The organism is Streptomyces anulatus, assembly GCF_014650675.1.
Lineage (GTDB): Bacteria > Actinomycetota > Actinomycetes > Streptomycetales > Streptomycetaceae > Streptomyces > Streptomyces anulatus.
In genome coordinates this window covers 762259-788095 of the sequence record NZ_BMVK01000002.1, presented here as the reverse complement: position 1 = coordinate 788095, position 25837 = coordinate 762259, and the positions used below count along the sequence as shown (strand labels likewise).

Annotated in this window: 22 protein-coding genes; 8 read left to right on the top strand and 14 right to left on the bottom strand. The window is 70.9% G+C overall.

The genetic code is table 11. The annotated features are described in order from the left end of the window. Positions 1 to 8: 8 nt before the first annotated feature. Positions 9 to 1112 (bottom strand): hypothetical protein, encoded by a 1104-nt coding sequence (locus tag IE272_RS08150; RefSeq protein ID WP_056700960.1) that lies wholly within the window; start codon positions 1110 to 1112, stop codon positions 9 to 11. A 67-nt stretch (positions 1113 to 1179) separates the two neighbouring features. Between IE272_RS08150 and IE272_RS08145 the strand changes: the two genes are divergently transcribed. Further along, positions 1180 to 2325, top strand: coding sequence for a cystathionine gamma-synthase (locus tag IE272_RS08145; protein ID WP_047178470.1), 1146 nt, complete (start codon positions 1180 to 1182; stop codon positions 2323 to 2325). A 63-nt stretch (positions 2326 to 2388) separates the two neighbouring features. Here the strand turns inward: IE272_RS08145 and IE272_RS08140 are convergent, their stop codons facing one another. The 4 genes from IE272_RS08140 to IE272_RS08125 all read right to left on the bottom strand — a co-directional run bounded on the left by IE272_RS08140 (position 2389) and on the right by IE272_RS08125 (position 4023). Further along, positions 2389 to 2580 (bottom strand): DUF1059 domain-containing protein, encoded by a 192-nt coding sequence (locus IE272_RS08140; RefSeq protein ID WP_050360179.1) that lies wholly within the window; start codon positions 2578 to 2580, stop codon positions 2389 to 2391. A gap of 71 nt (positions 2581 to 2651) precedes the next feature. Then, positions 2652 to 2909 (bottom strand): hypothetical protein, encoded by a 258-nt coding sequence (locus tag IE272_RS08135; RefSeq protein ID WP_056700956.1) that lies wholly within the window; start codon positions 2907 to 2909, stop codon positions 2652 to 2654. Next, complete coding sequence (locus tag IE272_RS08130) at positions 2906 to 3430, bottom strand: sigma factor-like helix-turn-helix DNA-binding protein (RefSeq protein WP_050360333.1); 525 nt, start codon at positions 3428 to 3430, stop codon at positions 2906 to 2908. Before IE272_RS08130 ends, IE272_RS08135 begins: the two co-directional genes overlap by 4 nt. Positions 3431 to 3492: 62 nt before the next feature. Next, positions 3493 to 4023: a MarR family winged helix-turn-helix transcriptional regulator gene (locus IE272_RS08125; protein ID WP_032794136.1), complete on the bottom strand. Its 531-nt coding sequence runs from the start codon at positions 4021 to 4023 to the stop codon at positions 3493 to 3495. 157 nt (positions 4024 to 4180) lie between these two features. On the opposite strand from IE272_RS08125, the gene ilvA reads away from it, so the two are divergent. From ilvA to IE272_RS08105, 4 genes are all read left to right on the top strand, one after another. Then, on the top strand, positions 4181 to 5410 hold the full coding sequence (gene ilvA, locus IE272_RS08120) for a threonine ammonia-lyase (protein ID WP_050360177.1): 1230 nt from the start codon (positions 4181 to 4183) through the stop codon (positions 5408 to 5410). Between the two features lie 138 nt (positions 5411 to 5548). Then, positions 5549 to 6571, top strand: a complete 1023-nt coding sequence (locus IE272_RS08115) for an ATP-binding cassette domain-containing protein (RefSeq protein ID WP_050360176.1) — start codon at positions 5549 to 5551, stop codon at positions 6569 to 6571. After that, on the top strand, positions 6568 to 7431 hold the full coding sequence (locus IE272_RS08110) for an ABC transporter permease (RefSeq protein WP_007458367.1): 864 nt from the start codon (positions 6568 to 6570) through the stop codon (positions 7429 to 7431). Before IE272_RS08115 ends, IE272_RS08110 begins: the two co-directional genes overlap by 4 nt. A 137-nt stretch (positions 7432 to 7568) precedes the next feature. Next, complete coding sequence (locus tag IE272_RS08105) at positions 7569 to 8384, top strand: DUF899 domain-containing protein (protein WP_050360175.1); 816 nt, start codon at positions 7569 to 7571, stop codon at positions 8382 to 8384. Between the two features lie 99 nt (positions 8385 to 8483). Here the strand turns inward: IE272_RS08105 and greA are convergent, their stop codons facing one another. Together greA and IE272_RS08095 are read right to left on the bottom strand one after the other, a co-directional pair. After that, positions 8484 to 8981, bottom strand: coding sequence for a transcription elongation factor GreA (greA, locus tag IE272_RS08100; protein ID WP_050360174.1), 498 nt, complete (start codon positions 8979 to 8981; stop codon positions 8484 to 8486). Positions 8982 to 9176: 195 nt separating this feature from the next. Next, entirely contained in the window at positions 9177 to 9593 is a 417-nt protein-coding gene (locus IE272_RS08095) for a DUF4307 domain-containing protein (RefSeq protein ID WP_007458364.1), read from the bottom strand. A 214-nt stretch (positions 9594 to 9807) separates the two neighbouring features. Here IE272_RS08095 and mca point away from each other — a divergent pair, with 214 nt between their 5' ends. Continuing rightward, a complete protein-coding gene (gene mca, locus IE272_RS08090) occupies positions 9808 to 10689 on the top strand; it encodes a mycothiol conjugate amidase Mca (protein WP_063739583.1) in 882 nt (293 codons plus the stop codon). 1 nt (position 10690) lies between these two features. Then, on the top strand, positions 10691 to 10930 hold the full coding sequence (locus IE272_RS08085) for a hypothetical protein (RefSeq protein ID WP_050360173.1): 240 nt from the start codon (positions 10691 to 10693) through the stop codon (positions 10928 to 10930). 315 nt (positions 10931 to 11245) lie between these two features. On the opposite strand, the gene IE272_RS08080 is transcribed toward IE272_RS08085, so the two are convergent. From IE272_RS08080 to IE272_RS08050, 7 genes are all read right to left on the bottom strand, one after another. Further along, positions 11246 to 14467 (bottom strand): tetratricopeptide repeat protein, encoded by a 3222-nt coding sequence (locus tag IE272_RS08080; RefSeq protein WP_190006531.1) that lies wholly within the window; start codon positions 14465 to 14467, stop codon positions 11246 to 11248. A gap of 156 nt (positions 14468 to 14623) precedes the next feature. Further along, the gene (locus tag IE272_RS08075) at positions 14624 to 15775 is read right to left on the bottom strand and encodes a DUF4190 domain-containing protein (RefSeq protein WP_229897232.1); all 1152 of its coding nucleotides are present in this window, start codon (positions 15773 to 15775) and stop codon (positions 14624 to 14626) included. 143 nt (positions 15776 to 15918) lie between these two features. After that, positions 15919 to 17535 (bottom strand): hypothetical protein, encoded by a 1617-nt coding sequence (locus tag IE272_RS08070; RefSeq protein ID WP_190006530.1) that lies wholly within the window; start codon positions 17533 to 17535, stop codon positions 15919 to 15921. A 238-nt stretch (positions 17536 to 17773) separates the two neighbouring features. After that, positions 17774 to 18634: a hypothetical protein gene (locus IE272_RS08065; protein ID WP_190006529.1), complete on the bottom strand. Its 861-nt coding sequence runs from the start codon at positions 18632 to 18634 to the stop codon at positions 17774 to 17776. An 819-nt stretch (positions 18635 to 19453) separates the two neighbouring features. Beyond that, positions 19454 to 19651 carry a hypothetical protein gene (locus IE272_RS08060; RefSeq protein ID WP_190006528.1) on the bottom strand — a complete coding sequence of 66 codons (198 nt, stop codon included), beginning with the start codon at positions 19649 to 19651 and terminating at the stop codon, positions 19454 to 19456. Positions 19652 to 20568: 917 nt separating this feature from the next. Next, entirely contained in the window at positions 20569 to 22359 is a 1791-nt protein-coding gene (locus IE272_RS08055) for an SEL1-like repeat protein (protein WP_190006527.1), read from the bottom strand. 694 nt (positions 22360 to 23053) lie between these two features. Next, positions 23054 to 23620: a Uma2 family endonuclease gene (locus IE272_RS08050; protein WP_103502459.1), complete on the bottom strand. Its 567-nt coding sequence runs from the start codon at positions 23618 to 23620 to the stop codon at positions 23054 to 23056. A gap of 196 nt (positions 23621 to 23816) precedes the next feature. Between IE272_RS08050 and IE272_RS08045 the strand changes: the two genes are divergently transcribed. Continuing rightward, the gene (locus IE272_RS08045; RefSeq protein ID WP_190006526.1) at positions 23817 to 25835 is read left to right on the top strand and encodes a thioredoxin domain-containing protein; all 2019 of its coding nucleotides are present in this window, start codon (positions 23817 to 23819) and stop codon (positions 25833 to 25835) included. The last annotated feature ends 2 nt before the right edge of the window (positions 25836 to 25837 follow it).

The following is a 25837-nucleotide window of genomic DNA, read 5'->3' as shown; positions in this document are numbered from 1 at the left end:
TACGGAGATCAGTGCGGCAGCGTCGCCGGGCTGCCGCCGTTCGCCTCGTAGCCGGCGACCGCCAGCGCCCGGTAGACCGTGTACTGCGCGGCCGGGTCCGCGTCCGCCGTCCACGGCAGCGCGCCCACGTGGCCGTCGATCCGGATCAGCTGGTGCATCGCCTCCGACCAGCGCTCCATGTGGACCAGGAACAGCACCAGCAGATGGCGGACATGGGCCAGCATCGGATCGTCCGACCGCGCCGCGTGCACCGCGAACATCGCGCCCTCGACCGCCTTGGTCACCACCTGGCCCCGGTAGAAGCCCTGCACGAGGTTGACCTCCGGCAGGTGCTCGTACACCGCGAACAGCGGCAGCGCCGCGAGCAGCGAGCCCTGCGGGGCGCGCGCGGCGGCGGCCGTGGCGAAGGCGTCGGCCTCCGCGCGCGAGCCGTGCCACCTCTCGGAGTGGAAGTGCAACGCCGCGATATGCGCGCCCATATGGGCCGGAGCCCGGTCGATGATCTTCGCCCAGAGCTGGTCGAACTGCTCGGGGGTGTAGCCGAGCCCCCGGGCCACCGCCAGCTCCACGATGTACGGGACGGGGTCGCCCGGCGCCAGGAGGGCCGCCTCGCCGCAGACCGTGCGGGCCTCCTCCAGAATAATCCGGAAGTCGTCGCTCCCCGCCGACGAGGACCGCCACGCCTGCTGCACCAGGAACTCCGCGTGCACCGCCGCCCCGCCCGCGTCCTTCGGGGACTCCGCGCGCCAGGTCCGCAGCCACGCGCCGCCCACCCCGGGCCGCTGCGCCAGCTCCAGCGAGGCCGCGCCCGCGAAGGCCTGGATCCGCTGCCAGCGGACCTCGCCCTCCTTCGGCGTCCCCGCGAGCAGCTGGGAGGCCGCCCGCCAGTCCTGGGTGCCCTGGACGACGTCGAGCACGTCCAGGAGGTCCTGGTCGGGGCCGGGCATCCGGACGTCCAGCTCCTCCTGGCGGGCGAAGCCGTACGTGTCCGGATCGGCGGCGTCCGGCGAACCGGGGGCGACCTGGCGGATACCGCCCCGGCGGCGCATGACCCAGGGGCCTACGACCGCCGCGAACAGGCACATCGCGAGCAGGAACAACAGAATCTCCATGGCTCCATTGTCCCCGGAGCGGCGAGTGGCCGGTAAGGGCCTCCGCCAGGAACTACGCTCGGGCCTCATGAGCGACCAGCACAGCTTCGAAACCCTCGCCATCCACGCGGGGAACACCGCCGACCCCCTCACCGGCGCGGTGGTTCCGCCGATCTACCAGGTCTCCACGTACAAGCAGGACGGCGTGGGCGGACTGCGCGGCGGCTACGAGTACAGCCGCAGCGCCAACCCGACCCGCACCGCGCTGGAGGAGAACCTCGCGGCCCTCGAAGGCGGCCGCCGCGGCCTCGCCTTCGCCTCCGGCCTCGCCGCCGAGGACTGCCTCCTGCGTACGCTGCTGACCCCCGGCGACCACGTGGTCATCCCGAACGACGCCTACGGCGGCACGTTCCGGCTGTTCGCGAAGGTCGCCTCGCGGTGGGGCGTGGAGTTCTCGGTGGCCGACACCTCGGACGTGGCCGCCGTACGGGCCGCGCTCACCCCGCGCACCAAGGCGATCTGGGTGGAGACCCCGTCCAACCCGCTGCTCGGCATCACCGACATCGCCGCCGTGGCGCAGGTCGCGCGGCAGGCCGGGGCCCGCCTCGTCGTCGACAACACGTTCGCCTCCCCCTACCTGCAGCAGCCCCTCGCGCTCGGCGCGGACGTCGTCGTGCACTCCACCACGAAGTACATGGGCGGCCACTCCGACGTCGTCGGCGGCGCGCTCGTCGTCAGCGACCCGGAGCTCGCCGAGGAACTGGCGTACCACCAGAACGCCATGGGCGCGGTCGCCGGACCCTTCGACGCCTGGCTCGTGCTGCGCGGCATCAAGACCCTCGCCGTCCGCATGGACCGGCACACCGAGAACGCGACCAAGGTCGCCGACCTGCTGACCCGGCACCCCAAGGTCTCCCAGGTCCTCTACCCGGGCCTGCCCGAGCACCCCGGCCACGAGGTCGCCGCCAAGCAGATGAAGGCCTTCGGCGGCATGGTGTCCTTCCGCGTCGCGGGCGGCGAGGAGGCGGCGGTCGAGGTCTGCAACCGGGCGAAGCTCTTCACGCTCGGCGAGTCCCTCGGCGGGGTGGAGTCCCTCCTGGAGCACCCGGGCCGGATGACGCACGCCTCCGCCGCGGGCTCCCCGCTGGAGGTCCCGGCCGACCTGGTCCGGCTCTCCGTCGGCATCGAGAACGGCGACGACCTGATCGCCGACCTCACCCAGGCACTGGGCTGATCCCGGAGCCCTGAGCACGGAACACCAGGGGCGCCCGCCGGAACCGGTGGGCGCCCCGCACGTTCAGACGCTCACCCTCTCGTCCTCCAGCATGCCCCTGATCTGCTCACGCAGTTCGGGATTGTTCTCGTGTCCATGGACCGACGCGGCGTGCTCGCTCGCGGCCCGGACGACCTCGTCCTCCTCACCGGCGATGGTGAGGGTGCAGTTCATCTCGCTCGGATACTTGCGGCAGTCAGCGATCTTCCTCGTCATCACGGCCTCCTCGGCTCGTTCGACGACCGACCCCTCCAGCGTAGGCCCGCAGGGGGGCGGACCCCAACGGCTCACCAGCCCTCCAACGGCGGAGTGACCTGCGCGGGCTCGGTCGCCCACGGCTGCTCGACCCCGACCCAGACGAGGAACACCGCGAGCACCACCGCCAGCAGCCAGCCCGCCGTCCGTTGTACCGCCCGGCGCTGCCGCAGGCGCCGTCCGCCGCGCCGGACCGCCCGCGCGGCCAGGTCCGGCGGCAGGGCCGGGTGCGGGCCGTCCAGCATGCGGCGGACCTGCTCCTCGCGCGGGTCCCGGCGGCCGGCGCTCACGGTGTCGCCCGGGAGTCCGGGGCCGGCCGCGGCCCGGCCGTACCGTGCGGGGCGGTGGGCGCCGCCCCGGGCCGCCGCCCACCCGCGCGCAGCGTCGCCACCGCCCGGGCGGTGACCGCGCGGACCCGGTCGGCCGGCAGCCCGAGCAGCGCTGCCGTCTGTTCCTCGCCGACCTCCTCGTACATCCGCAGGACGAGAACGAGCCGCTCGACGGGCGTCAGCCGGTCCAGCAGACCGCCGCGCGGCCGCTGGTGGCGCCGGGCCTCCCGGGCGAACCGGAGGGCCAGCTCCCGGCGGGCCCGGTCGTAGGGGTCGCCGCCGTGCAGCCGGTCCCAGTCGGCGTACGTACGGGCGAGCGCCTCGTACAGCAGCCGCTCGGCCCGCGGATACGCGCCCGGCGGGTGCGACGGTTCGCCGGTGAGCAGCGTCGCCGTGTGCAGCAGGCGTCCGCCCGCGCCCGCCACGAAGGCCTCGAACTCCAGGGCGCGGAGCCGGTCCCGGTGGGTCGCCCGCTCTGCCATGGACCACATACGAGCCCCGGCGCACCGCCCCGGTCAAGAGGCCGGACGCGGCGCTCTCGTCGTCAGTCGGACTGCGGCGGGTGGTGCGCCGCCTGCCGGGCGGCGAGGGAGGAGTTGAACCGGGTGAGCAGGGCGCAGAACGTGTCCCGCTCCTCCTGCGACCAGCCGTCCGTCACCTGGGACATCAGCTCGCGCCGCGAGGCCCGGACCTCGTCGAGGCGGGCCTGGCCGCGCGGCGAGAGCTGGAGCACCACGGCCCTGCCGTCCTCCGGGTGCGAGGTGCGCTTGACCAGACCGGTGTCGACGAGCGGCGCGACCTGCCGCGTCACCGTCGAGGAGTCGATGCCCATCCCGGCAGCCAGCGCCTTGACGCCCATCGGACCTTCCCGGTCCAGCCGGTTCAGCAGCAGATACGCCGCCCGGTCCATCGAGTTGCGGACCTGGCCGACACCGCCGAGGCGGGTCTGCTCGGCACGTCGGGCGAAGACCGCCACCTGGTGCTGGAGCGAGTCCAGCAGGCGGTCGGGGCCCGGGTGTTCGGGGACGGCGCCCCCGGAAGGAGACGCAGCAGTCGTCATGTCCTGAGGGGGCATGGCCGGGGGCTCTCTTCGTGCGGTGTCGGGTGGGTGGGGGACAGAGTACGCGGCCCCGGGGCAACGCGTACCAGTGCCGCACAAACCTGCGGACACCACCGCAGGCCCCCATGAGACAAGTCTGCCGAGCGGTGTCCGAGCTGCAAGACTTGCGGACATGAGCTTCCGCACGACCGCCCCCCACCCGGCCCTGATCCTCGACGACGTCCGGGGCGCACAGAAAATGCTGTCGGGGGTGGCGAGGGTGACCGCCCTGGAGGGAAGCCGTCATCTGACCGAGCTGGTCGGCTCCCCGGTCCACCTCAAGTGCGAGAACCTCCAGCGCACCGGCTCCTTCAAGCTGCGCGGCGCCTACGTCCGGATCTCCGGCCTCACCCCGGTGGAACGGGCGGCCGGGGTGGTCGCCGCCAGCGCCGGGAACCACGCCCAGGGCGTCGCCCTCGCCTCGTCCCTCCTCGGCGTGCGCTCCACGGTCTTCATGCCCGTCGGGGCGCCCCTGCCCAAGGTCGCCGCGACCCGGGAGTACGGGGCCGAGGTGCGGCTGCACGGCCAGGTCGTCGACGAGACCCTCGCCGCGGCCCAGCGGTACGCGGAGGAGACCGGCGCGGTCTTCATCCACCCCTTCGACCACCCCGACATCATCGCGGGCCAGGGCACCGTCGGGCTGGAGATCCTGGAGCAGTGCCCCGAGGTCCGCACGATCGTCCTCGGCATCGGCGGCGGCGGTTTCGCCGCGGGCGTCGCCGTCGCGGTGAAGGCCCTGCGCCCCGACGTCCGGATCGTCGGCGTCCAGGCCGAGGGCGCCGCCTGCTACCCGCCCTCCCTGGCCGCCGGGCACCCCGTCTCGCTCGACTCCCCGGCCACGATGGCCGACGGCATCAAGGTGGGCCGCCCCGGCGACGTACCGTTCGCACTGATCGAGGAGCTGGTCGACGAGGTCCGCACGGTCACCGAGGACGAGCTGTCCAGTGCGCTGCTGCTCTGCCTGGAGCGGGCCAAGCTGGTCGTGGAGCCGGCCGGGGCCAGCCCGGTGGCCGCGCTGCTCAGCGACCCGAAGGCGTTCCGGGGGCCGGTGGTGGCCGTGCTGTCCGGCGGCAACGTCGACCCCCTGCTGATGCAGCGCATCCTGCGGCACGGAATGTCCGCCGCGGGCCGCTACCTGAGCCTGCGGCTGCGTCTGACCGACCGCCCGGGAGCGCTGGCCGCCCTGCTGGCCGCGCTGACCGTGGCCGACGCCAACGTCCTCGACATCAGCCATGTGCGCACCGATCCGCGCCTCGGTCTGACCGAGGCGGAGGTCGACCTGCACCTGGAGACGAAGGGGCCGCAGCACTGCGCGGAGGTCGAGGCGGCGCTGCGGGCGGCGGGCTTCCGGGTGATGGGCTGAGGAACCCGCCCGGAAGGGCCGCTCCCGTGCCGGGTGGCCGCGATGTGCCCGTTCACCGGGCGGTGGGGGCCCGCCGATCCTAGGATCGGACCGGAAAGCCGCCACGACACCATCCGCGAGTGACGGGGGAGCCTCTCCATGCCAGGTGCGATCCACGCCGAAGGACTGGTGAAGACCTTCGGCGACGTACGAGCCCTCGACGGCGTCGACCTCGATGTCCCCGAGGGCACGGTCCTCGGGCTGCTCGGGCCCAACGGCGCGGGCAAGACCACCGCCGTACGCGTGCTGACCACACTGCTGCGCCCGGACAGCGGCACGGCGTTCGTGGCCGGGATCGACGTACTGAAGAAGCCCGACGACGTACGCCGCTCGATCGGGCTCTCCGGACAGTTCGCCGCGGTCGACGAGTATCTGACCGGCCGGGAGAACCTCCAGATGGTCGGGCAGCTCTACCAGCTGACCGCCCGGGACGCGAAGGCCCGGGCGGGCGTCCTGCTGGACCGGTTCAACCTCGGCGACGCCGCCGACCGCACCGCCAAGACGTACTCCGGCGGTATGCGCCGGCGCCTCGACCTCGCGGCGGCGCTCGTCGTGTCGCCGCCCGTGATGTTCATGGACGAGCCGACGACCGGCCTCGACCCGCGCAACCGGCAGCAGCTCTGGGACGTGATCGAGGATCTGGTGGCGGGCGGTACGACCCTGCTGCTGACCACGCAGTATCTGGAGGAGGCCGACCGCCTCGCCCACGACATCTGCGTCATCGACCACGGCAAGGTCATCGCCCGCGGCACCTCCGACCAGCTGAAGGCCCGCACCGGCGGCGAGCGCGTCGAGGTCGTCGTGCACCGCCCGGACGAGATCGAGCGCGCCCGGTCCGTGCTGACCGCCCTCGGCAAGGGCGAGGTCACCGTCGTCCAGCTCTCCCGGAAGCTGACCGTCCCGGTCAGCGGCGGGGCCAAGCTGCTGGCCGAGATCATCCGCGACCTGGACGCCCAGGGCGTGGAGATCGACGACATCGCCCTGCGCAGGCCCACTCTCGACGACGTCTTCCTCTCCCTCACCGGCCATGCGGCCGAGGTGCACGAGAACGGGGACGAGGAGTCCGCCCGGGCTCAAGCGGAACGTTCCACCGACGCCCGGAGCAAGGAGGACACCCGGTGAGCGCGATCGCCAAGGACGCCCCCGCACTGGTTCCCCGTCCCGCCGGGGGCATCACGAAGTCCGTGAGGGACTCCCTCGTCGTCGCCAAACGGAACCTGATCCGGATGACCCGGATCCCCGAGATGGTGATCTTCGGGCTGATCCAGCCGATCATGTTCGTGGTGCTCTTCACCTACGTCTTCGGCGGCTCCATCAGCATCGGCGGTTCCACCGACCCGCAGCTGTACAAGGAGTTCCTGATGGCGGGCATCTTCGCCCAGACCGTCACCTTCGCCACGGCGGGCGCCGGTGCCGGCATCGCCGACGACATGCACAAGGGGCTCATCGACCGCTTCCGGTCGCTGCCCATGGCCCGGGGTGCGGTCCTCACCGGACGGACGCTCGCCGACCTCGTCCAGACCACGCTCACCCTCGTCGTGCTCGCGGGAGTCGCCCTGATCGTCGGCTGGCGCACCCACGAGAACCTCGCCAAGGTGATCTGCGGCTTCCTGCTGCTGCTCCTCCTGGGCTACGCGTTCTCCTGGATCGGCGCCCTGATCGGCCTGTCCGTGCGGACCCCGGAGGCGGCGACCTCCGGCGGGCTGATCTGGCTGTTCCCGCTGACGTTCATCTCGAACGCCTTCGTGCCGGTCACCGGCATGCCGACGTTCCTCCAGCACGTCGCCGAGTGGAACCCGTTCAGCGCCACGGTGGCGGGGGCCCGCGAGCTCTTCGGGAACACGATGCCGGGCGTGCCGAAGTCCGTCACCGGGGCCTGGCCGATGGAGCACCCGATCCTCGCCTCGGTCATCTGGTCCGTGCTGATCATCGTGGTCTTCCGCACCCTCGCGGTCCGCAAGTACCGCTCGGCCGCCGTCTGACGCCCGCCCCGGGCGTCGCGATGAGTTCCGGCGGCGCCGCGAGTCCGTACTGGTGGGCGCCGCCGGGCGTCGCACGACGGCCCGGGCGTCCCCCGTGACCGCGGCATCCCCCGGCACGCGACACCAGGGAGGACACCATGACCACCGCACCGGACGACCCGGCCACCGAGCTGCCCGGCGCCCCGCCCGTCGTCGACCTCGCCACCTGGCAGGCCGCCCGGGACGAGCTCCTGGTCCGCGAGAAGGCCCACACCCGCCAGGGCGACGCGCTCGCCGCGGCCCGCCGCCGACTGCCGATGGTGGAGGTCGACGGGACGGCCGAGGTCGTCGGACCCGAGGGCCCGGTCCCGTTCCTGGACCTCTTCCAGGGCCGCCGGGAGCTCGTCGTGTACCAGCACATGTGGTACGACGGCGCACCGCACCAGGGCCAGTGCGAGGGCTGCACCGACGCGGTCTGGCACATGAAGGACGCCGTCTACCTCAACGCCCGGGGCGTCTCGTACGCCGTCCTGACCACGGGGTCCTGGGAAGAGGTGGCCGCCTACACCGCGTTCATGGGCTACACCCAGCCCTGGTACTCGGTGCGGGGCCTGGACGCGCCGATCGGCGGCGAAATGGGACACCTCGCCTGCTTCCTGCGCGACGGCGGGCGGGTGTTCCTCACCTACTCCACGACGGGCCGCGGAATCGAGTCGGCCAACGGCTCCTTCGGCCTGCTCGACCTGACGCCCTACGGCCGCGGCGAGGCGTGGGAGGACCGGCCCGAGGGGCGGCCCGCGATCGGCAGCGTCCGGGAGGGGTATCCGGGCGAGGGCGGCCAGGCCTGCTGGTACTGGCGCACCGACGCGGACGGGACCGCGAGCTGGGGCGAGGCCAGCCGCCCCACCCCGCAGTGGACCCGCCCCGGCGTGACGCCCGAGAAGACCCTCGGCCGCAGCGGCGACTGCTCCTGACCCGGTCCGGGGGAGCGACCCGGGTAGGGGCGACGACGCACGGGAGCCCCGGCCGTACCCGGCCGGGGCTCCCGCGTCGTTCCGTCGTGACCGGCCGGATCAGCCGGCGTAGGGCTTCGCCGCCAGGATCCTCACCGAGGCCGTCTTGCCGTTCGGCAGCTCGTAGTCCGCGTCGTCGCCCGTGCGCTTGCCGTTCACGCCGAGGCCGAGCGGGGACTGCGGGGAGTACGTCTCGATGTCCGCGCTGGCGTACTCGCGGGAGGCGAGCAGGAAGGTCAGCGTGTCGCTCTCGTCGCCGTCGAAGGCGATCGTGACGACCATGCCGGGCTCGACCACGCCGTCGTCGGCCGGCGCCTCGCCGACCTTCGCGTGCTCCAGGAGCTGGGTCAGCTGGCGCACCCGCAGCTCCATCTTGCCCTGCTCCTCCTTGGCCGCGTGGTACCCGCCGTTCTCCCGGAGGTCACCCTCCTCACGGGCCGCCGCGATCTTGACGGCGATCTCCGTGCGCGCGGGACCAGACAGGTGCTCCAGCTCGGCCTTGAGCTGGTTGTACGCCTCCTGCGTGAGCCAGGTGACGTTTTCGCTGGTCTGGGTCACAGGGTGCTCCTCGTCGGTGCTGGGAAGTGCTGGGAATACAAAGCAACGCCCTACCCAGAAGCATGTGCCTCTGTGGGTGGGCGAAACCACGAGCCTAACAATTCCGCAGGAAAAGGGGGAGAAGGTAAACCGTCACACCCCCCGCCCGGCCGATGTGACCTGCATCGTCACAGGTCACAGGGGGTGCGGCTGGGATCAGCCGGTCGGGCCGTCGTCGGCGGTGCAGCCCATCGGCTCGACCGCGGTCGCCCTGGACCGGGTCACCACGGTCACGACCTCGTCGATCCGGTCCACGGCCCGGTCGAAGCGGACCTCCTTGCGGCCCACCTCGGAGCCGTCCTCGCTGAGCGCCCGCACCAGGCAGTAGCCGTGGCCCTCGCGGTCCTTGCGGACCTCCAGGTGGACATCGGCCCGCGCGTCGGAGACGACCTTGAACTTGATCATCTCGGCGCTGATGCCCTGGCCGCCCACGTAGTCGAAGCCGATCCACCCGATCACGCCGAGCAGGGCGACGCCCAGGACCGATCCGACGATCTTCAGCTTGCGGTCCGCACGCTGATCCTCGGTCCGGCCGTACCGCCCCTCGGGCAGGGCCTCACGAACCGTCGTCATGATCGTTCCCTCCGGACCGGGCATCGAGGAATTTTCCGGCCCCTCGTTCAGTCACTATAGAAGCCGCCCGCCCGGCGCCCGACCGCGCCCCACATCGATGCCGCGCGGGCGCGGCACCTCTTGAGACAGAGACCCGGACCGGCTCCGACAGCGACCCGGACCGGCCTGACCGACCCATGATCGACCAGAGCGACCAATGACTGAGGATCGAGCTTTGACTGAGCAGCTGCGACTGATGGCCGTTCACGCCCACCCCGACGACGAGTCGAGCAAGGGCGCGGCCACCATGGCCAAGTACGTGTCCGAGGGGGTGGACGTGCTGGTCGTGACCTGCACGGGAGGCGAGCGCGGCTCCATCCTCAACCCGAAGCTCCAGGGCGACGCGTACATCGAGAAGAACATCCACGAGGTGCGCAAGAAGGAGATGGACGAGGCCAGGGAGATCCTGGGCGTCCAGCAGGAGTGGCTCGGCTTCGTCGACTCGGGGCTCCCCGAGGGCGACCCGCTGCCGCCGCTGCCCGAGGGCTGCTTCGCCCTGGAGGACCCCGAGGTCGCCGCGGGGCGCCTGGTGGCGAAGATCCGCGCGTTCCGGCCGCAGGTCATCACCACGTACGACGAGAACGGCGGCTACCCGCACCCCGACCACATCATGACGCACACGATCTCGATGATCGCGTTCGACGGTGCGGCCGACGCGGAGCGGTTCCCGGAGGACGAGTTCGGCCCGGTCTGGACGCCGCGGAAGCTCTACTACAACCAGGGCTTCAACCGGCCGCGCACCGTCGCCCTGCACGAGGCGCTCCTCGCCCGGGGCCTGGAGTCCCCGTACGGCGAGTGGCTGGAGCGCTGGGAGGAGTTCGAGCGCGTGGAGCGCACGCTGACCACGCACGTTCCCTGCGACGAGTTCTACGAGATCCGCGACAAGGCGCTCATCGCGCACGCCACGCAGATCGACCCCGAGGGCGGCTGGTTCCGCGTCCCGATGGACATTCAGCGCGAGGTCTGGCCCACCGAGGAGTACGAGCTGGCGAAGTCTCTGGTCGATACCTCCCTCCCCGAGAGCGACCTCTTCGCGGGCATCCGCGACAATGCCTGATATGTACGCGACCCAGGCACTGACGCACCTCGTCCCGCTCGCCGCCGAAGAGCTCGACAAGAACAAGGTCACCCCCGGCGTCCTCGGCTTCCTCGTCTTCGCGGCGCTCGCCGTCGGCGTGTGGGCCCTGATGAAGTCGATGAACCGCCACATGGGCCGGGTGAACTTCGAGGAAGCGCCCGACCCGGACGCGGTGGCGGCCGAGCCCGTCGCCGACGGGGCGGCCGCCCCCCGGAAGTAACCCGCGCCGGGCATCGCGCGTGCGGGAAGGGCGTCCGGCCCCGGTGCCGGACGTCCGTCAGCCGGTGACCGGACGGGCGCCGGTCCCCGACGCCCGTCCGTGCACGCCCGTCCGTGCACGCCCGCGCCCGGCCACGGCCGTTCGTGCGGGCCCGGTCACGGCCGGGCCAGCCACGGTTGTTCGTGCACGGCCGCCCAGCCACGGCCGCCCAGCCACGGCCGCCCAGCCACGGCCGCGCCGTGACGCCCGCGCCGTGACGCCCGCGCCGTGACGCCCGCGCCGTGACGCCCGCGCCGTGACGTCACGGACGTGCCGTCACGGCCGGGCCGGCTCCGCCGTGACGCCCATGATCTGGCCGGCGGCGCGGGTCGGGGTGAGCCCGAGCCGCCACGCCTGCCAGCCGTCCTCCAGGTCCACGCCCCGCTCCAGGGCCACCGCGAACGCCGCCGCCGACTGCTCCAGCTTGCCGTCCCGCGCCGGATGCCGGGCCCCGATCAGCTCGGCCAGCTCCTGCTGCGCCACCACCGTGCCCACCTCGATGCCCCCGGGCGAGGCGTACGGCAGCAGCGTGCACCGCAGGAACCGGGCCCAGTCGCCGCCCCGCGCGTCCCCGTACGAGGCGAACAGCTCCGCCGCCTCCCCGCACAGCTCCAGCGCCTGCGGCGCCCGCCCGTTGCCCGCGTCGATCAACGCCAGCTCCACGCACGCCCACGCCTCCCCGTACGGCACCTTGATCCGCCGGAAGTCGGCCCGCGCGTCCATCAGCAACTGCCGGGCGAACCCTGAATTGCGCAGGTTGCCCGTCTGCGCGGCCCGCTGGTCCCGGGTCACCCGGCCCGAATGGTGCCGGGCGCAGGCCAGCCCGTACACGTCCCGCATCCGCGAGAACATCGTGCGGGACCGCTCCAGCTCACGCACCGCCTGATCGGTGTCCCCCTCCTCCTCCAGCGCCTGCCCCAGGTAGTACAGGGTCCACGCCTCGCCCCGCGCGTCCTCGTTGTCCCGGTGCCGGTCCAGCGCCTCGCGCAACTGCTCCAGGGCGGCCGCCGGATCGCCGTCCAGCAGCCGGGCCCGGGCCAGCTGGGTGAGCGCCCACGCCTCGCCGCGTCCGTCGCGGGTGCGCCCGTACAGCTCCAGGGCGGTGTTCAGCGCCTCCTCGGCCGGGGCGACCTCGCCCGTCCGCAGCCGCACCTGCCCCAGCTGGAACTGGGTCCAGGCCTCACCGTGCAGCGACTCGCCCTCCCGGTGCAGCCGCAGCGCGTCGGCCAGCAGCGACAGCGCCCGCGCCAGATCGCCCCGGTCGCGCTCCACGGCGGCCAGGGCGTGCAGGGTCCAGGCCCGGTCCTCGGCCTGCGCCTCGGACGACTGGAGCGCCAGCGCCTCGCCCAGCCGGGCCGCCGCCTCGGTCAGATTGCCCTGGTGGTGCAGGGTGATCCCGAGCGAGCACAGCGCCAGCGCCTCGCCCGCGTCGTTCTGCGCCTCGTGGTAGAGGCCGACGACGGAGGACAGCGTGGTGCGGGCCTTGTCCAGCTCGCCGAGCTGCCGGGCCGCGATACCCGTACGCCACTGCACCGAGCGCTCCAGCAGCCCCTGGTCCACCGCCTGCGTCAGCTCGCTGATCTCGCCCAGGCGGTACAGGTCGCCGCGCAGCAGGCAGTAGTCGCACAGGGCGCCCAGCAGATGCAGCACCGTGCCCTGGTCGACGCCCTCCGCGTGCCGCAGCGCCGACGTGATGAAGCTCGACTCGTCGTCCAGCCAGCGCAGCGCCGAGTCCAGCGAACCGAAGCCGTGGGAGCCGAACTGTCCGGCCCGCGTCGACATCTTCCCGTCGACCATCCGGATCACCGCGTCGGCCAGCTCCGCGTAGTTCGTCAGCAGCCGCTCCTGCGCCGCCGTCCGCTCGGCCGGCTCCTCCTCGTCCAGCAGCCGGGCCAGCGCGAAGGCCCGCACCAGGTCGTGCAGCCGGTAGCGCGATCCCCGTACGCGGGTGAGCAGCCCGGCCCGCGCCAGCACGGTCAGCAGCCGCTCCGCCTCCTGCTCGTCCGCCGCCAGCAGCGACGCCGCCGCCGCCGCGCCCAGGCTCGCCCGGCCCGCCAGCGCGAGCCGCCGCAGCAGCCGCCGGGCCTGCTCGCCCTGGTCGGTGTAGCGCAGCCAGAGCGCCCGCTCCACCGGGTCCACGGGCCCGTACGCCCCCAGGTCCTCCGCCAGCGTGTGCCGACTGCGCGCCCCCAGCGCGGAACCGGCCACCCGCAGCGCCAGCGGCAGCCCGCCGCACAGCTCCACGACGGCGTCCGTGGACGGGTAGTCGTACGGCCCGGCCTCCTCTTCCTCGGCGACCTCGCGCAGCAGCTCCTCCGCGCCCGCCGCGTCCAGCGGGCCGACCGGCAGGTGGTGCACCCAGGCCGGTAGGTCCCCGGGCAGCTCCAGCGGTTCCCGGGCGGTGACGATCACCAGACTGTCCGAGCGCTCCGGCACCAGGGTGCGCACCTGCCCGGCGTCCGTCGCGTCGTCGAGCACGATCGTGACCGGCGTCCCCGTGAGGTGCTGGTGGTACAGCTCGCCGAGCCGCCGCACCTGCTGCTCGGCCGAAGCGCCTTCCCGGAACAGCAACTGCTCGCGCGGTGCGCCCAGCCGGTTCAGCAGGTGCAGCAGGGCGTCCCGGGTCGGCAGCGGGCTCTCCCCGGCCACCTCGCCGCGCAGATCGACCACGCACGCGCCCCGGAACTGGTCCTTGAGCGCATGGGCGGCCCGCACCGCGAGCGCCGTACGCCCCGCCCCCGGCTCACCGTGCAGCACGACGACCGTCGGCCGGGTCTGCGTGGAGGCGCGGGCCGCGTGCACCCACTGGGCGATCTGCGCCAGCTCGGCCCGCCGCCCGGTGAACGGCCCGTCCGCCTGCGGGAGATGCCCGAAGGACTGCTCCAGCACCACCCGGGTGCGGGCCGCCGCGCTGCGGTCCCCGCCGCGCAACTGGCGCCCCACCGGGGCGGTTTGCTTCTTCGGGGCGCGCGCGGTGGGCGTCAGCATGCGCTGCTGGTCCAGGTACGGGCGGATGCCCCGTACCTCCAGGGCGGTCAGCCACTGGAGCCGCAACTGCTCGGCCCCACCCGGCTGTCCGGCCGCCCCGGCGCGGCGGTGGGCGGCGGGCCAGTGCGAGGCGGTCGCCTTCGCCACGGTCGTCGCCGTGCCGGCCACCGCGACGGCCGCGCCCGCGCCGAGCGCCAGGCCGGTGTTCGCGCCGAGTGCCAGATCCGCGCCGAACGCGGCTGCCGCGGCAACCCCCGTCACCAGCAGGGGGGTTCCGAGAGTCGCTCTGCTGAAGCGCTCCGAGAGCGGGCGCTCTCCCGCCGCCACGGAGTCCAGTGCCTGGGTGTACGCGGCGTACTCCTCGCCCGCGTTGGCGGCCATGGTGTCGAGCGCGGCCCGCGCCCGCGACATCAGCGCACCGGCATCCGTCCGTCCGCCGGTGCGCCGCGTCTCCTCCTCCACGGCGCGCACCAACAGCCTCTCGGCTTCCGCCCGATGGCTGTCCCGCATATGCGTCCCCCTCCGAGTGCCGCGCTCCGGACCTCGGGTTCCGGAGCGTCGGATACCAAGCGTCAGATACCAAGCGTCGGGGTCAAGTGTCCTGCGTGGCGCGCTCCGGCGCGAGGGGTGCCGGGCAAGGGGCGGGTCAAGGCGTGGGCCGGCGCCTCACCCCTGCTGCTCGCCGCCGCCCGCCTCCTCGTCCTCCACCGGCAGCACCAGAGCGAGTCGGGCCTCCCACTCCTCCCCGGACGCGTCCTCGTCGCCGTCGATGTCCCAGCGCTTCTCGAACTCCGCCCGGGTGGGGGCCCTTGACGCGGACCGGTGGATGCCGGACAGGGCGTCGAGCCGGTTCGCGAGCGCGGTGACCGGGCCGCGTGCCCGCGCCGGGAGGCCGTCGATCGCGCGCAGCAGCTTCGCCGACTCGACGCCGCCCTCCGCCATCCGCTCGGCCCACGCGGTGGCCGCGGCCAGGTCGGTGTCCACCTTCCCGGAGGCGCTGAACCACGCTTCGGAGGAGGGCCGCATCGCCTTCAGGTACGCCCGCTGACCGGCGTCCCACGCGCCCGGGTCCTGCCGCAGGGAAACCTCCGGCAGACCGTCCTCCGCGCCCAGCCAGCACCGCACGGTCCGGTCCCCGCCGGTCCCGCTGACCGACTCCGGGTAGTAGGAGGAGAACCCGACGTCCGGCAGGGCCCAGGTGTCCGGTGCGAAGTCGTGGAGCAGCGGCACGCAGCCCTCGAAAGCCTGCGCCGAGACGGTCGCGGGGTCGGAGATGGCGTGGTCACCCTTCAGCCGGAACGTTCCGTAGACCTGGGCCGGATGAGGCCGGTCGCACGGCACGATCTCGACGGACGTGTCCGTCATCCGTTCGTGCTCGACCTCTTGGGGGGAGAACAGCCCGCCCGCCGGCGCGAAGCAGTCCCCGGCCTTCAGGTGGATCAGGGTTCCCGCCTTCGTGTCCCGGGAGCCGAGGAGGCCCCCGCCCTCCTCCGTCCAGGCGTCGAACCGTGCCCCGCCGACCACCAGCAGCAGGGTGGCCAGCGCGACCACCGCCCCGCCGACGGCCGTCCCGGCAACGGCCAGCCCCTTGCCGCGCTTGCCGTTGCCGGGGATCCGCACCAGCGCGACGATCCCGAGGACCAGCCCCAGCGGCGCGAGGCAGACGAGCAGCGACAGGACGAGCGAGGCGACGGCGACCCCGCTGAGCGGCGGCTGCGGGGCGGGCTGCCCGGGGCCGTACGGGCCCACCGCAGGGGCGAGGTCAGGCGCGGGAGGCCCGGAGGCAGGGGAGGACGGCGGAGGCGGCGGCACGGTCATGACCCTGTGCCCTTTCGTCAGGGTGAGCAGCGGGGGAGTCCGTGTGGGGCCGGTGTGCCGGAACGGTAGCACCGTGAATCTCCGCGTTCCTGACCGCCCGTCCCGCTCCACCTCCGCGTTTCCCTCGCGGAGGGGCCGAGCTGTCACCGATGGCTGAAGGTCACCGCCTTCGCGTCCTCCGTGTAGTCGAAGTCACCGGCGAAGCCCCAGTTCTTCCAGCCGCCGTCGCCCCGATTGGTGATCGTCCCGCTGTCGACGGCGAACACGTCGACCCCGTCCACCACCGCGAGGTGCTCCAGGCCGGAGACTCCGGAGAAGGAGAGGTCGTCGAACGACTTGGCGGTGATGATGTTCTTGCCGGGGAAGCTGCGGCCGTACGCGTCGAGGAGCGAGTGCGTCAGCTCGGCCTTGTCGCCGGGCACCTCGCCGGAGTAGTCGGTGCCGGGATACGGGCCGCCACCGGTGTACTTCGGTGTCCCGTCGTCGAAATGGACGGTGCCGGATCCGGTGGGCGTGGAGTCCGCGTCCAGGTCGGCGGGGGCGGGCCGGTCGAAGGCCGCCTCCATGCCGTCACGCTCGAAGTTCCCGTACATGGCCCAGTTGGTGTAACCACCGTCGCCGTCGTTCCTGAACGTGCCCTTGCCGAAGACGTGGACGTCGAACACGGCCCGGCCCGAGGCGATGTCGTCGCCCTCCTCGTCCTCGTGGTGCTCGCTGGAGTTCAGCCGGTACCGGCCCTGGTGCACGAAGGAGTCAGGCTCCTCGACCCAGTGCGAGTCCTGCTCGGAGTGCATCGCGACGACGTTGTAGTCCGGGTAGCAGCGGCGCATGTCGTTCACCAGCATGCGTACCGCCTGGGTTGATCCCTCGTCGTCCAGCGGCGAGTACGTGTTGTAGTACCGGCTGCGGTCGGGCGGCTTCCGGCCCTCGACCTGGCAGCCCTCGTCGCCCGGCTTCCAGCCCTCCTTCCGCTTCGGCTCGGGCGGCTCCTGGAACGTGACGGTGCGGCGGTCCTCGCTGACGTCGAACACTCCGTGGAACGCCCGGTTCTTCCACCCGAGGTCGGCGTCCTCGGCCCAGGTGAACTTCCCGGTCCTGAAGGCGTAGACGCGGTAGGTCGTGCCGCTGATCCGCACGGTCTCGATCAGTGCGGTGCCGTCCATCTCCTGGAGATTTCCCTCGTGGGGCTGCGCGATGACGATGTTGTAGTCCGGCAGGCAGTAGGCGAGGTCGTCGAGCGCCAGCTTGACCCGCTTCTCCTTGTTCTTCTCGTTGTCGATCTTGTCGATGACGAGGTTGACCAGCCAGGAGTAGCCCCAGGCCGCTGTGTTGCCGAGCACGCCGCTGCCCGGCACCTTCACCGAGGAATTCGACTCCCGGGGCTCGAAGCACAGGTCCGGCAGGGCGTTCGGCTCGCTGCCGGGAGGCAGTTCCACGGACCTGCGGACCGGTTCGTCGAGCGTCACTCCGAGGGGTTCGCCGGCGCCGTCGTCGACAGGCGCGGCGGATTCGGAGGTGTCCGGCCCCGCCGCCCGCACGGTTTCGACATCGTTGTCATCGGAGCAGTCGACGCCCACGAATCCCGCAGGGCCGATGCGGCAGACCTGCTCCTGGGCGGATCGGGACAGCGAGCCGCCGATGCCGGTCGCGACGATCCCACCGACCACGGCGAGCACCACGGCGAGCAGCGCCAGGTACTCGATGGCGGTCTGCCCGGTGCTCGCGCGCACACCCAGGCGTATCCGGTCGCTGCGTTTCACGCGTCACCTCATCCTCGCCGCCGTACGGCCGGGCACACGCCCGCCGGGCATCGACGGTAGCGACGGCCCGGGGCCCGGGCACAGGGCCTGCGGGCCCGTCGGCGGGCCCAGACACGGGCTTCGCGACCCCGGGACGCCGACCGTCGGACGGTTCCCGGGCCCACGGTCACGGCGAGGGCGCGGCGCCCTCGGTCACGCCGGGACGCCCGTCTTCCGAAGGCGCTGAGTGAACAGGCGCTCAGAAGGCACCAGGGGTGTCGGTGTAGTAGTCCAGCTTTCGCAAGTCGTCCAAGATCCTCTTGTCGATGTGATTGACCACCGGCCAGCCGAAGAGAGCGACCGCCATGGGCACTGTGGCCGGGTCGTACGCTTTCGAGGCATTCCGCGCCCTCGGGTCCAGCTCCGCGTGGTGCTCACGCGCGAGTCGCAGGGCGAGTTCACCCTTGCCGGTCGCAACGGGCAGCGTCGGCGCGTGCACCGCTCCCGAATCCGATGCCACGCCCAGCGACACCAGACCGAAGACCAACACCAGGCCGGCCCGGACCCACGCGTGGTCCAGCGCCAGTACGACGGCCACCCCCACAGCCGCCGCCGCGGCCGCCGTCGACCACCACCCCCTGCGTCGCCGCACATCCGGAAGGGGTTGCCCCGGCTCCCGCACATAGCCTTCGTCGAGCATCCACGTCACGACGCCGGCCTGGAGGTGGGGCCCGTCCGGCAGGTCGTACAAGTAACACCCGTGCTCACCACCGGACGCTTCCAGCAGCTCACGTTCGTACTCGTCCAGCCCCTTGGGCAGGGGACCACCGGCACGCCACCGCTCAGGGCTCACGGCATCGGCCGACGACCGGTGCAACGCCCCTTCGGCCACAAGCCTGGCCACCGCCCGGAGTTTCGGTGAGCTTTTCCCGTCTAGCCGACTCAGAGTCATCGGATCGAGCTGCCGCACGGCATCCGGCTCGACACCGGCATCGCGCCGCTCGTCGGCCTTGAACGCCTCGAGCCGGGCCTCCACGGCAGCCCTGGCCGCCCTGACGTCCAACCGCCAGGCCGCCGACGCGATCATCAGGAAGCCCACGAAGATCAGCCAGTCAGTCATGCCACCGAGTATGAGCCGCCGTGTCATGCGCACGGAAGACGCTGACCCGCGTCGGAGCCGTCTCCGGGATGCAGCCCAAACCGCATGACGTCAATCGCCAAAGCCATCCTCACCCTGGAGAGGCAACGTTGAAGAAGCTCAGTGATTTCACGAGCGCCGAAAGTGATGACCTTGACGCCCAGATCGACGCCTGGACGCAGGAGCAGCTAGCCGCCTCGCCTGCTTGGTCCGTGGAGAAGTGGACGAGCGTCATGGCGATCCTAGAGCCGGACGACCGAGGCAACCCCACCTCGCGACAGGCTGGCATGAGATGACCTGCCCGCCCGTCAACCTCGTTTCTTTCTCCGCACGGAGTGGTGGGCATGGAACCGTGCTCGCAGGTTCACCGAGATTAGCCGCACAAGCCTCCTCGTACCGGGGGTGGTCTCGCCTGGACACGCTGTCCGTACCTAGGAGTGCTGGTGCGTTGTTGCATTTCTAGCCTGGCCCCCGCAGGGTAAAGGGGTGGGAGCAGGATGCCGAAGATGCCTGAGATTCGTCGCGTTGGGCGCATGGCCGTGAATGCTGGTTTGGGAGCGTCAAGGGGTCGGCCGCTGGGCTGACATGGCGGACGGAACGAGTACGGCGAACCCATGATCTTCTGGCAGAAGACAGCGCGGAAGCGCACTGGCTCACGGGGTGCTTCAGTTCCACAGAGTGGTGCCGCCGACCGGTCGAGTGAACCGATCTTTCCTCACGGCGAGGTTCCTTGGCGCTGCTACATCTGACGTCGCGCCTGTCACTTCAACGTCTCATCAATGTGGGTGAGCGGAGGGGTGATCACGTCGAACTGCGTGTGGGGTGGCTGCCCACGTCGGCAACTGCTCGGGCGAAGGCACGGAAGGTCAAGACCCGCTCGGGCGCACCAAGGCCGCGTAGCGCGCACAAGAAACCGACCAGAAGGGTCAGGGGGTAGATGGCGCGCTGGAGGGTGAGTGCACCAGCGCAGATCACGGTAGACAGCAGTGCCACGGTCACGATGTGAATCCTTTCGGGCCGACGGCGCACCGCCCGGTGCGCTGACCTCATACAAGGCTGCGCGGTGCCTGAACTCCGAGGCGCGTTGCGTGCCAAGGCGTTCAAAGTTCCTGGTCGAGCCGACAATGTCCGGATTTCCGGTCCGGATCGTCTACCGGGAGTTGTCGTCCCGCCTCGTGTTCACATCTGGGTCGAAGGAGGAGTGGCGGCTGCCCGTAAAGTCGGTTCCTTTGTCGAGGCTGAGGCGGATGGCCGCCTTTGCTGCCGCGCCGGAGCCGCTTGCGGATTTGGTCAGCCCGCTCGGGAACATGCGCGGGATCCCGGGTGTCGCAGCCAGGTCCGGACTGCTCCGGAGGGCGCAGCCCTTGGTGCTCCAGCCGCGTCCAAGGGCCCCTCTCGCGTCCATCGCCGCGTGAACCGCATGCAGTCGTTGGTGTTCCGGCCTGCGACACTCAGGAGGGCCAACGGCCCAGCGCACCAGAAGCCAGGTCCATCCTGGCGGTCGATTCTCCGGAAAGCGGCCGAGTGCCAGGCCGTGGAGACCCTCTCTCGATGCCTGACGGCAGGCTGGTGAGCTTCTACAAGGGTGGAGTTCACCGGACCCCAGTCAGTCGATGTAGCGGGATCGGATCCCCTGGAGCAGCTGCTTGGAGGCGCGGTCCTTGGCCTTCTGGCGGAACGGGTGTGCAGACGGCTTGGGTGTGTTCCGCCCAAGCCGTATTGGTGGGAACTTTCAGGCGATTCCATTCGGCACGTTCCGGTCGTCAAACCGTTGCCGACGTCGTAGTACCCGGAAGGCGGTTGCTGGGAGAATGCCCACTTGATATCGAACGAGTTATTAGCCCATGATGACGTAATACTCGATCATGATCCACCAGTAAAGATCGGTACGCTGTACGCGATTCAGCGGAATCACGTCAATGTGTGAATCCTCGGGATGGATCGCGAGGTGGCACGTTACAGAATTCCTCGAACCATCCTTCTGGCCGCAGGTCTCCAATGCCCATGCGTTGGTTGAGCGGGTTGTCGGGGTGCTCCAGTCCTTGCATCATCGGGTCGTAGAGGAAAAGCACATCGTGGTCCTGGAAGAGCAGGTCCGAACAAACACCCCAGTCGTAGTCGCCCTGCTGTTCGGGGAGCCCTTGAGTGAACTCAGCCACCAGATCCGGTTCATCGCATGTCATCGCCGAAGCGCTCTCAAGAGCGAAGTGGAGCGCCAGTTCCTCCGCCGCGCAGCGTGGTTGGGGAGAGCGGCCGAGAGTGATGTCCTCGTTGAGATCATCCAGGGCTCTTAGCACCCTGCGCCGCCAATTCCGTGGCTGGTTCCATGTAGAGGCCGGCAAGAGTGCAAAGAAGATTCCGAAGCTGTTCGAGGAGACCGGCTGGTCACCCAGCTCGGTCAACTCGTCGTGAGCCATATCGGCGAGGATCTCCAGGTTACAGCTGAGGATGCGTGATGTGCGGGCCGTCATCTGCCATGGCTCTTCGTCCTCCTCATCCCATTCGACGTTCGGATCCCAAGTTTCCGAACCCAGCTCGTGTCCCATTTCGGGCCGGTAGATTCTTGGTTCATTGAAAAATGCGATTGCAACTGCATCTCCGCCTTCTGCAGCGCGGACGTACCACTTATGAGCTTCGCCGTCTTGCCTACGCCGCTGAGCAATCACACCCCGGAGTCGCATGGCAAGAGCATCTCCCTGACCGGCGGCCCTCTCGTAGCAGGCCGCTGCTTCGTCCCATCGCCCTTCAATTTCGTGGAGGGCGCCAAGGGTGCGGGCCTGCAATGGAGTTCCTGTCTCAGATACGGTCCGGTACCACGAAGGCCAGGTGTGTTCCGGCCGTCTTTCGCGTTGTACGAACCCAAGGTCGTGCATTGCGACATGGTTACCTCGGGCCGCCAGCGGAGAGAAGCAGCGCTCGGCGAGCACCAGACGACCGAAGCGGAAGGCAGACCGTCCGACAGGTAGCAGCTCGCTACCGCCATTCGCGTGTGTGACCGCAGCTTCCCAAACCTCGTCGGGGATGGCCGTAGCTTCGACGGCACTGGCAACGGCGTCCACGAGGTAGTCGAATGGCCGCCAAGCCTCGGTGGTATCCGTGGCAACCAGCATTCCTGCCACACCGAACTGGATCTCGGTTGCCCACACTAGAGCCTGCTCGGGGCTCTCAGCTTGGAGGCGTGAGGCATCCCCGGCACTGAGATAGCACGTGGACAATTCCAGCAGGGTCTCGGTGGGCAGAGGGGTGGAGATGCCTGCCCGCGCAAGATCGATCGCCGCCTGAACCAGGGCAGCGCCACGGGGATGGCCTTTCGGCTGGAGTCGAGTCATCAGGAATTCCTCGAGCAGCTTCGGGCCGGCTGCGAGGTATTCCGCGATGCCGTGAACCCCGTGGTGATGGGCTGCGTCAGCCAAACGGTTGTCGGAGTTTGGGTTCGCCAGGTGTGCGCGGAGCCTACCCATTTCCGTCTCGGACCACTGCCGGTCCAGTACAAGGGGCTCGATGAGGTTCAGGACCCGGGATCCGAGGCGGCGCACGGATGTCACGTCAGCGCCCATGCCTCGCAACGCGCGCTCACTGTAATTGCCATACGCTTCGGAACGCATGGTTGCCATGACCACAACCCGTTGCTCTAGAAGCGCGGACAACATGCCTTGATCGAGGCCGCCGGGGAGGAGGAAGCGGTCGAGGTCGTCCAGCCAGAGCACCCACCTCCGGTGGCCGGGCCTCGGTAGGGATACATGCGCTAGCACGGGGCTCAGGTCGCTGGCTGCAGGTGGCGCAACGATCCAGTGATCGGGCAGTTCGCGTCGTACAGCCTCGAAAGCGCACCGAGATTTTCCGGCTGTGGACTCGCCGACCAACAAGACGAAGCCTCCGGTCTCCCTTGCCTCCGCCAGCTGGGCCGAGACCGTAATATCTGCGTCCCGCGGTACATAGGCCGGTAGTGGAGGAGCGCCCTCAAGGCGACTTGTTCGGTGTACGCCCAGTTCCAGAGGGTCGGACTCAGCCACAGGGCGGATCGGGATCCGGACTGCGCCTACCGTGATCTGGCGCGATTCTTCCTGCGGCGGAGTGGGAGTCTTTGATCGCGCCGCGCGCAGTAGGCGATCCCAAACTGCCGGGTCGGCGAGTGCGGCAGGGAGAGCGATGTTTCGCTGCCGAGCCAAGCTGTCGACCGCCCTGAGAAACTCTCGGAAGAGCTTATTGGTCGGTGTGTGCTTCCCGCTTCGCCAGTCGCTGATGCGCTGCACAGACAGGGAACTTTGCCCCAGGCGGTCCCTGCCCGCAGAGCAGATGGCGGCTGGCTTAGGGGAGCCAGCCGCAGCGAAAAGAGCCTCCAGGTGCTCCCGGAATTTGCGCTTTCCCTTGTGTTCGGTCACGGGGAATCTTCCGGCGCTGTCAGACGGCACCCAGGTCGACGGTGACGGGGAACGGCGCGGCAGTCTTGATCACGCCGGTGAACATCTCGCCGTCCCGGTAGGCCTTGGTGGCGGGGTCGAGGACGTAGGTGTACACGATCGGGACACCGGTGGCGGCCTGTTCAATGCGCCAATAGAAGGGGATGCCCGCCTTGGCGTACTGGTCCACCTTCACGATCCGGTCCGTGGTCTCTGAGCCGGGCGACACCACCTCGACGACCAGGAGCACGTGCTCCGGGCGGGTCGGCGTGAGGTCGATGGTCTCCGCTCGGTAGACGATCACGTCAGGTCGGCGGTTGGTGAGGGGAACGTCCTGCAGACGGACGTCGAAGTCCGTGTCCGCGTTCCAGTCCGGGCCCGCGGCGGCGTCCAGGGCATTGGCCAGGATGCGGGCCAGCCGGTTGTGGCGCTTGGAGGCGCTCGGGCTCACGACGACCATCCCGTCCACGATCTCGATGCCGGCGCACTGCTCCTCGGACCAGGAGTCGTACTGCTCCGCGCTGATCTGCGTGTGCATCCACGCGGGCGCCACCATCTCGGCGGTCATGGTGTACCTCCTTCGAGAGGCCTCGGCAGGTCCGGCGCTGCTGCGCCAAGCCTACTGTTCCGAGGTGCTGGGCTGCCCGACTCGGAAGAGAAGGAGCCGCTTGCCACGTCATGGCGCATAAGGGGAATTCGGCCAAGTGAGGTGGGCTCGTCAGTGTTTCACTGGTCGTGGCAGACGCTGTGAGAGGCTGGGCCGTATGAACCGGTTGGCTGGTGTGACCTCGCCTTATCTGCTTCAGCACGCTGACAATCCGGTCGACTGGTGGCCGTGGGGATCTGAGGCGTTCGAGGAAGCGAAACGGCGTGATGTACCCGTTCTGCTGTCGGTCGGCTACAGCGCGTGCCACTGGTGTCATGTGATGGCCCACGAGTCGTTCGAGGACGAGACCGTCGCCGCCTACCTCAACGCGCACTTCGTGCCGGTGAAGGTCGACCGGGAGGAGCGGCCCGACGTCGACGCCGTCTACATGGAGGCCGTCCAGGCCGCCACCGGGCACGGCGGGTGGCCGATGACCGTCTTTCTCACGGCGGACGCCGAACCCTTCTACTTCGGGACCTACTTCCCGCCCGAGGCCCGGCACGGCTCGCCCTCCTTCCAGCAGGTTCTGGAGGGTGTGGTGGCCGCCTGGACCGACCGGCGCGAGGAGGTCGCCGAGGTCGCCGGGCGGATCGTCGCGGATCTGGCGGGGCGTTCGCTGGTGCACGGTGGCGACGGGGTGCCGGGGGAGCAGGAGACCGCGCAGGCACTGCTCGGGCTGACCCGGGAGTACGACGAGCAGTACGGCGGGTTCGGGGGCGCGCCCAAGTTCCCGCCGTCCATGGCGGTGGAGTTCCTGTTGCGGCACTACGCCCGTACCGGGTCGGAGGGGGCGCTCCAGATGGCCGCCGACACCTGCTCGGCGATGGCCCGGGGCGGGATCTACGACCAGCTCGGCGGGGGCTTCGCGCGGTACTCCGTGGACCGGGAGTGGGTGGTGCCGCACTTCGAGAAGATGCTGTACGACAACGCGCTGCTCTGCCGCGTGTACGCCCATCTGTGGCGGACCACCGGGTCGGACGAGGCCCGGCGGATCGCCCTGGAGACCGCGGACTTCATGGTGCGGGAGCTGCGGACCGCCGAGGGCGGCTTCGCCTCCGCGCTGGACGCGGACAGCGAGGACGCGGACGGCAGGCATGTCGAGGGCGCCTTCTACGTGTGGACGCCCGGCCAGTTGCGTGAGGTGCTGGGCGAGGACGACGCCGCCTTCGCCGCCGCGTACTTCGGGGTGACGGAGGAGGGGACGTTCGAGGAGGGGGCCTCCGTGCTCCGGCTGCCGGGGGACACGGGGCCCGTGGACGCCGCCCGGGTTGCGGACGTACGGGCCCGGCTGCTGGCGGCACGCGCGGAGCGGCCGCGCCCGGGGCGGGACGACAAGGTGGTCGCCGCCTGGAACGGGCTCGCCGTCGCCGCGCTCGCCGAGACCGGGGCGTACTTCGACCGGCCGGATCTGGTGGAGCGGGCCACCGAGGCCGCCGATCTGCTGGTCCGGGTGCATCTGGGCGAGGTGGCCCGGCTGACCCGTACCTCCAAGGACGGGCGCGCCGGTGACAACGCCGGGGTGCTGGAGGACTACGGCGATGTCGCCGAGGGCTTCCTCGCGCTGGCGGCGGTGACGGGGGAGGGGGCCTGGCTGGAGTTCGCCGGGTTCCTGCTGGACATCGTGCTGGAGCAGTTCACGGGGGAGGGCGGTCAGTTGTACGACACCGCCCATGACGCCGAGCAGCTCATCCGGCGGCCTCAGGATCCGACCGACAGCGCCACCCCGTCCGGCTGGACGGCCGCCGCGGGGGCGCTGCTCTCGTACGCCGCGTACACCGGGTCCGAGGCCCATCGCACCGCCGCCGAGGGTGCGCTCGGCGTGGTGAAGGCGCTGGGGCCGCGCGTGCCCCGGTTCGTCGGCTGGGGGCTCGCGGTGGCCGAAGCGCTGCTGGACGGGCCCCGCGAGGTCGCCGTCGCCGGGCCGGTCGGCGGGGAGCTGCACCGTACGGCGCTGCTGGGGCGGGCCCCGGGCGCGGTGGTCGCGGCGGGCGAGGGGCCGGGGGCGGGGGCCGAGTTCCCGCTGCTGGTGGACCGGCCGCAGGTGGGCGGGGAGCCGACCGTGTACGTCTGCCGGCACTTCGTGTGCGACGCGCCGACGACCGACGCCGCCGAGCTGGCGGCGAAGCTCGGCGGCTGAGC

Bases quoted from the DNA above. Each gene is read 5' to 3' on its own strand.
- IE272_RS08080 (WP_190006531.1), bottom strand. From the start codon at position 14,467: ATGCGGGACAGCCATCGGGCGGAAGCCGAGAGGCTGTTGGTGCGCGCC.
- IE272_RS08095 (WP_007458364.1), bottom strand. From the start codon at position 9,593: ATGACGACGGTTCGTGAGGCCCTGCCCGAGGGGCGGTACGGCCGGACC.
- IE272_RS08075 (WP_229897232.1), bottom strand. From the start codon at position 15,775: ATGACCGTGCCGCCGCCTCCGCCGTCCTCCCCTGCCTCCGGGCCTCCC.
- IE272_RS08145 (WP_047178470.1), top strand. From the start codon at position 1,180: ATGAGCGACCAGCACAGCTTCGAAACCCTCGCCATCCACGCGGGGAAC.
- IE272_RS08065 (WP_190006529.1), bottom strand. From the start codon at position 18,634: ATGACTGACTGGCTGATCTTCGTGGGCTTCCTGATGATCGCGTCGGCG.
- IE272_RS08085 (WP_050360173.1), top strand. From the start codon at position 10,691: ATGTACGCGACCCAGGCACTGACGCACCTCGTCCCGCTCGCCGCCGAA.
- IE272_RS08105 (WP_050360175.1), top strand. From the start codon at position 7,569: ATGACCACCGCACCGGACGACCCGGCCACCGAGCTGCCCGGCGCCCCG.
- IE272_RS08050 (WP_103502459.1), bottom strand. From the start codon at position 23,620: ATGACCGCCGAGATGGTGGCGCCCGCGTGGATGCACACGCAGATCAGC.
- IE272_RS08130 (WP_050360333.1), bottom strand. From the start codon at position 3,430: ATGGCAGAGCGGGCGACCCACCGGGACCGGCTCCGCGCCCTGGAGTTC.
- IE272_RS08045 (WP_190006526.1), top strand. From the start codon at position 23,817: ATGAACCGGTTGGCTGGTGTGACCTCGCCTTATCTGCTTCAGCACGCT.
- IE272_RS08140 (WP_050360179.1), bottom strand. From the start codon at position 2,580: ATGACGAGGAAGATCGCTGACTGCCGCAAGTATCCGAGCGAGATGAAC.
- IE272_RS08150 (WP_056700960.1), bottom strand. From the start codon at position 1,112: ATGGAGATTCTGTTGTTCCTGCTCGCGATGTGCCTGTTCGCGGCGGTC.
- IE272_RS08115 (WP_050360176.1), top strand. From the start codon at position 5,549: ATGCCAGGTGCGATCCACGCCGAAGGACTGGTGAAGACCTTCGGCGAC.
- ilvA (WP_050360177.1), top strand. From the start codon at position 4,181: ATGAGCTTCCGCACGACCGCCCCCCACCCGGCCCTGATCCTCGACGAC.
- IE272_RS08125 (WP_032794136.1), bottom strand. From the start codon at position 4,023: ATGCCCCCTCAGGACATGACGACTGCTGCGTCTCCTTCCGGGGGCGCC.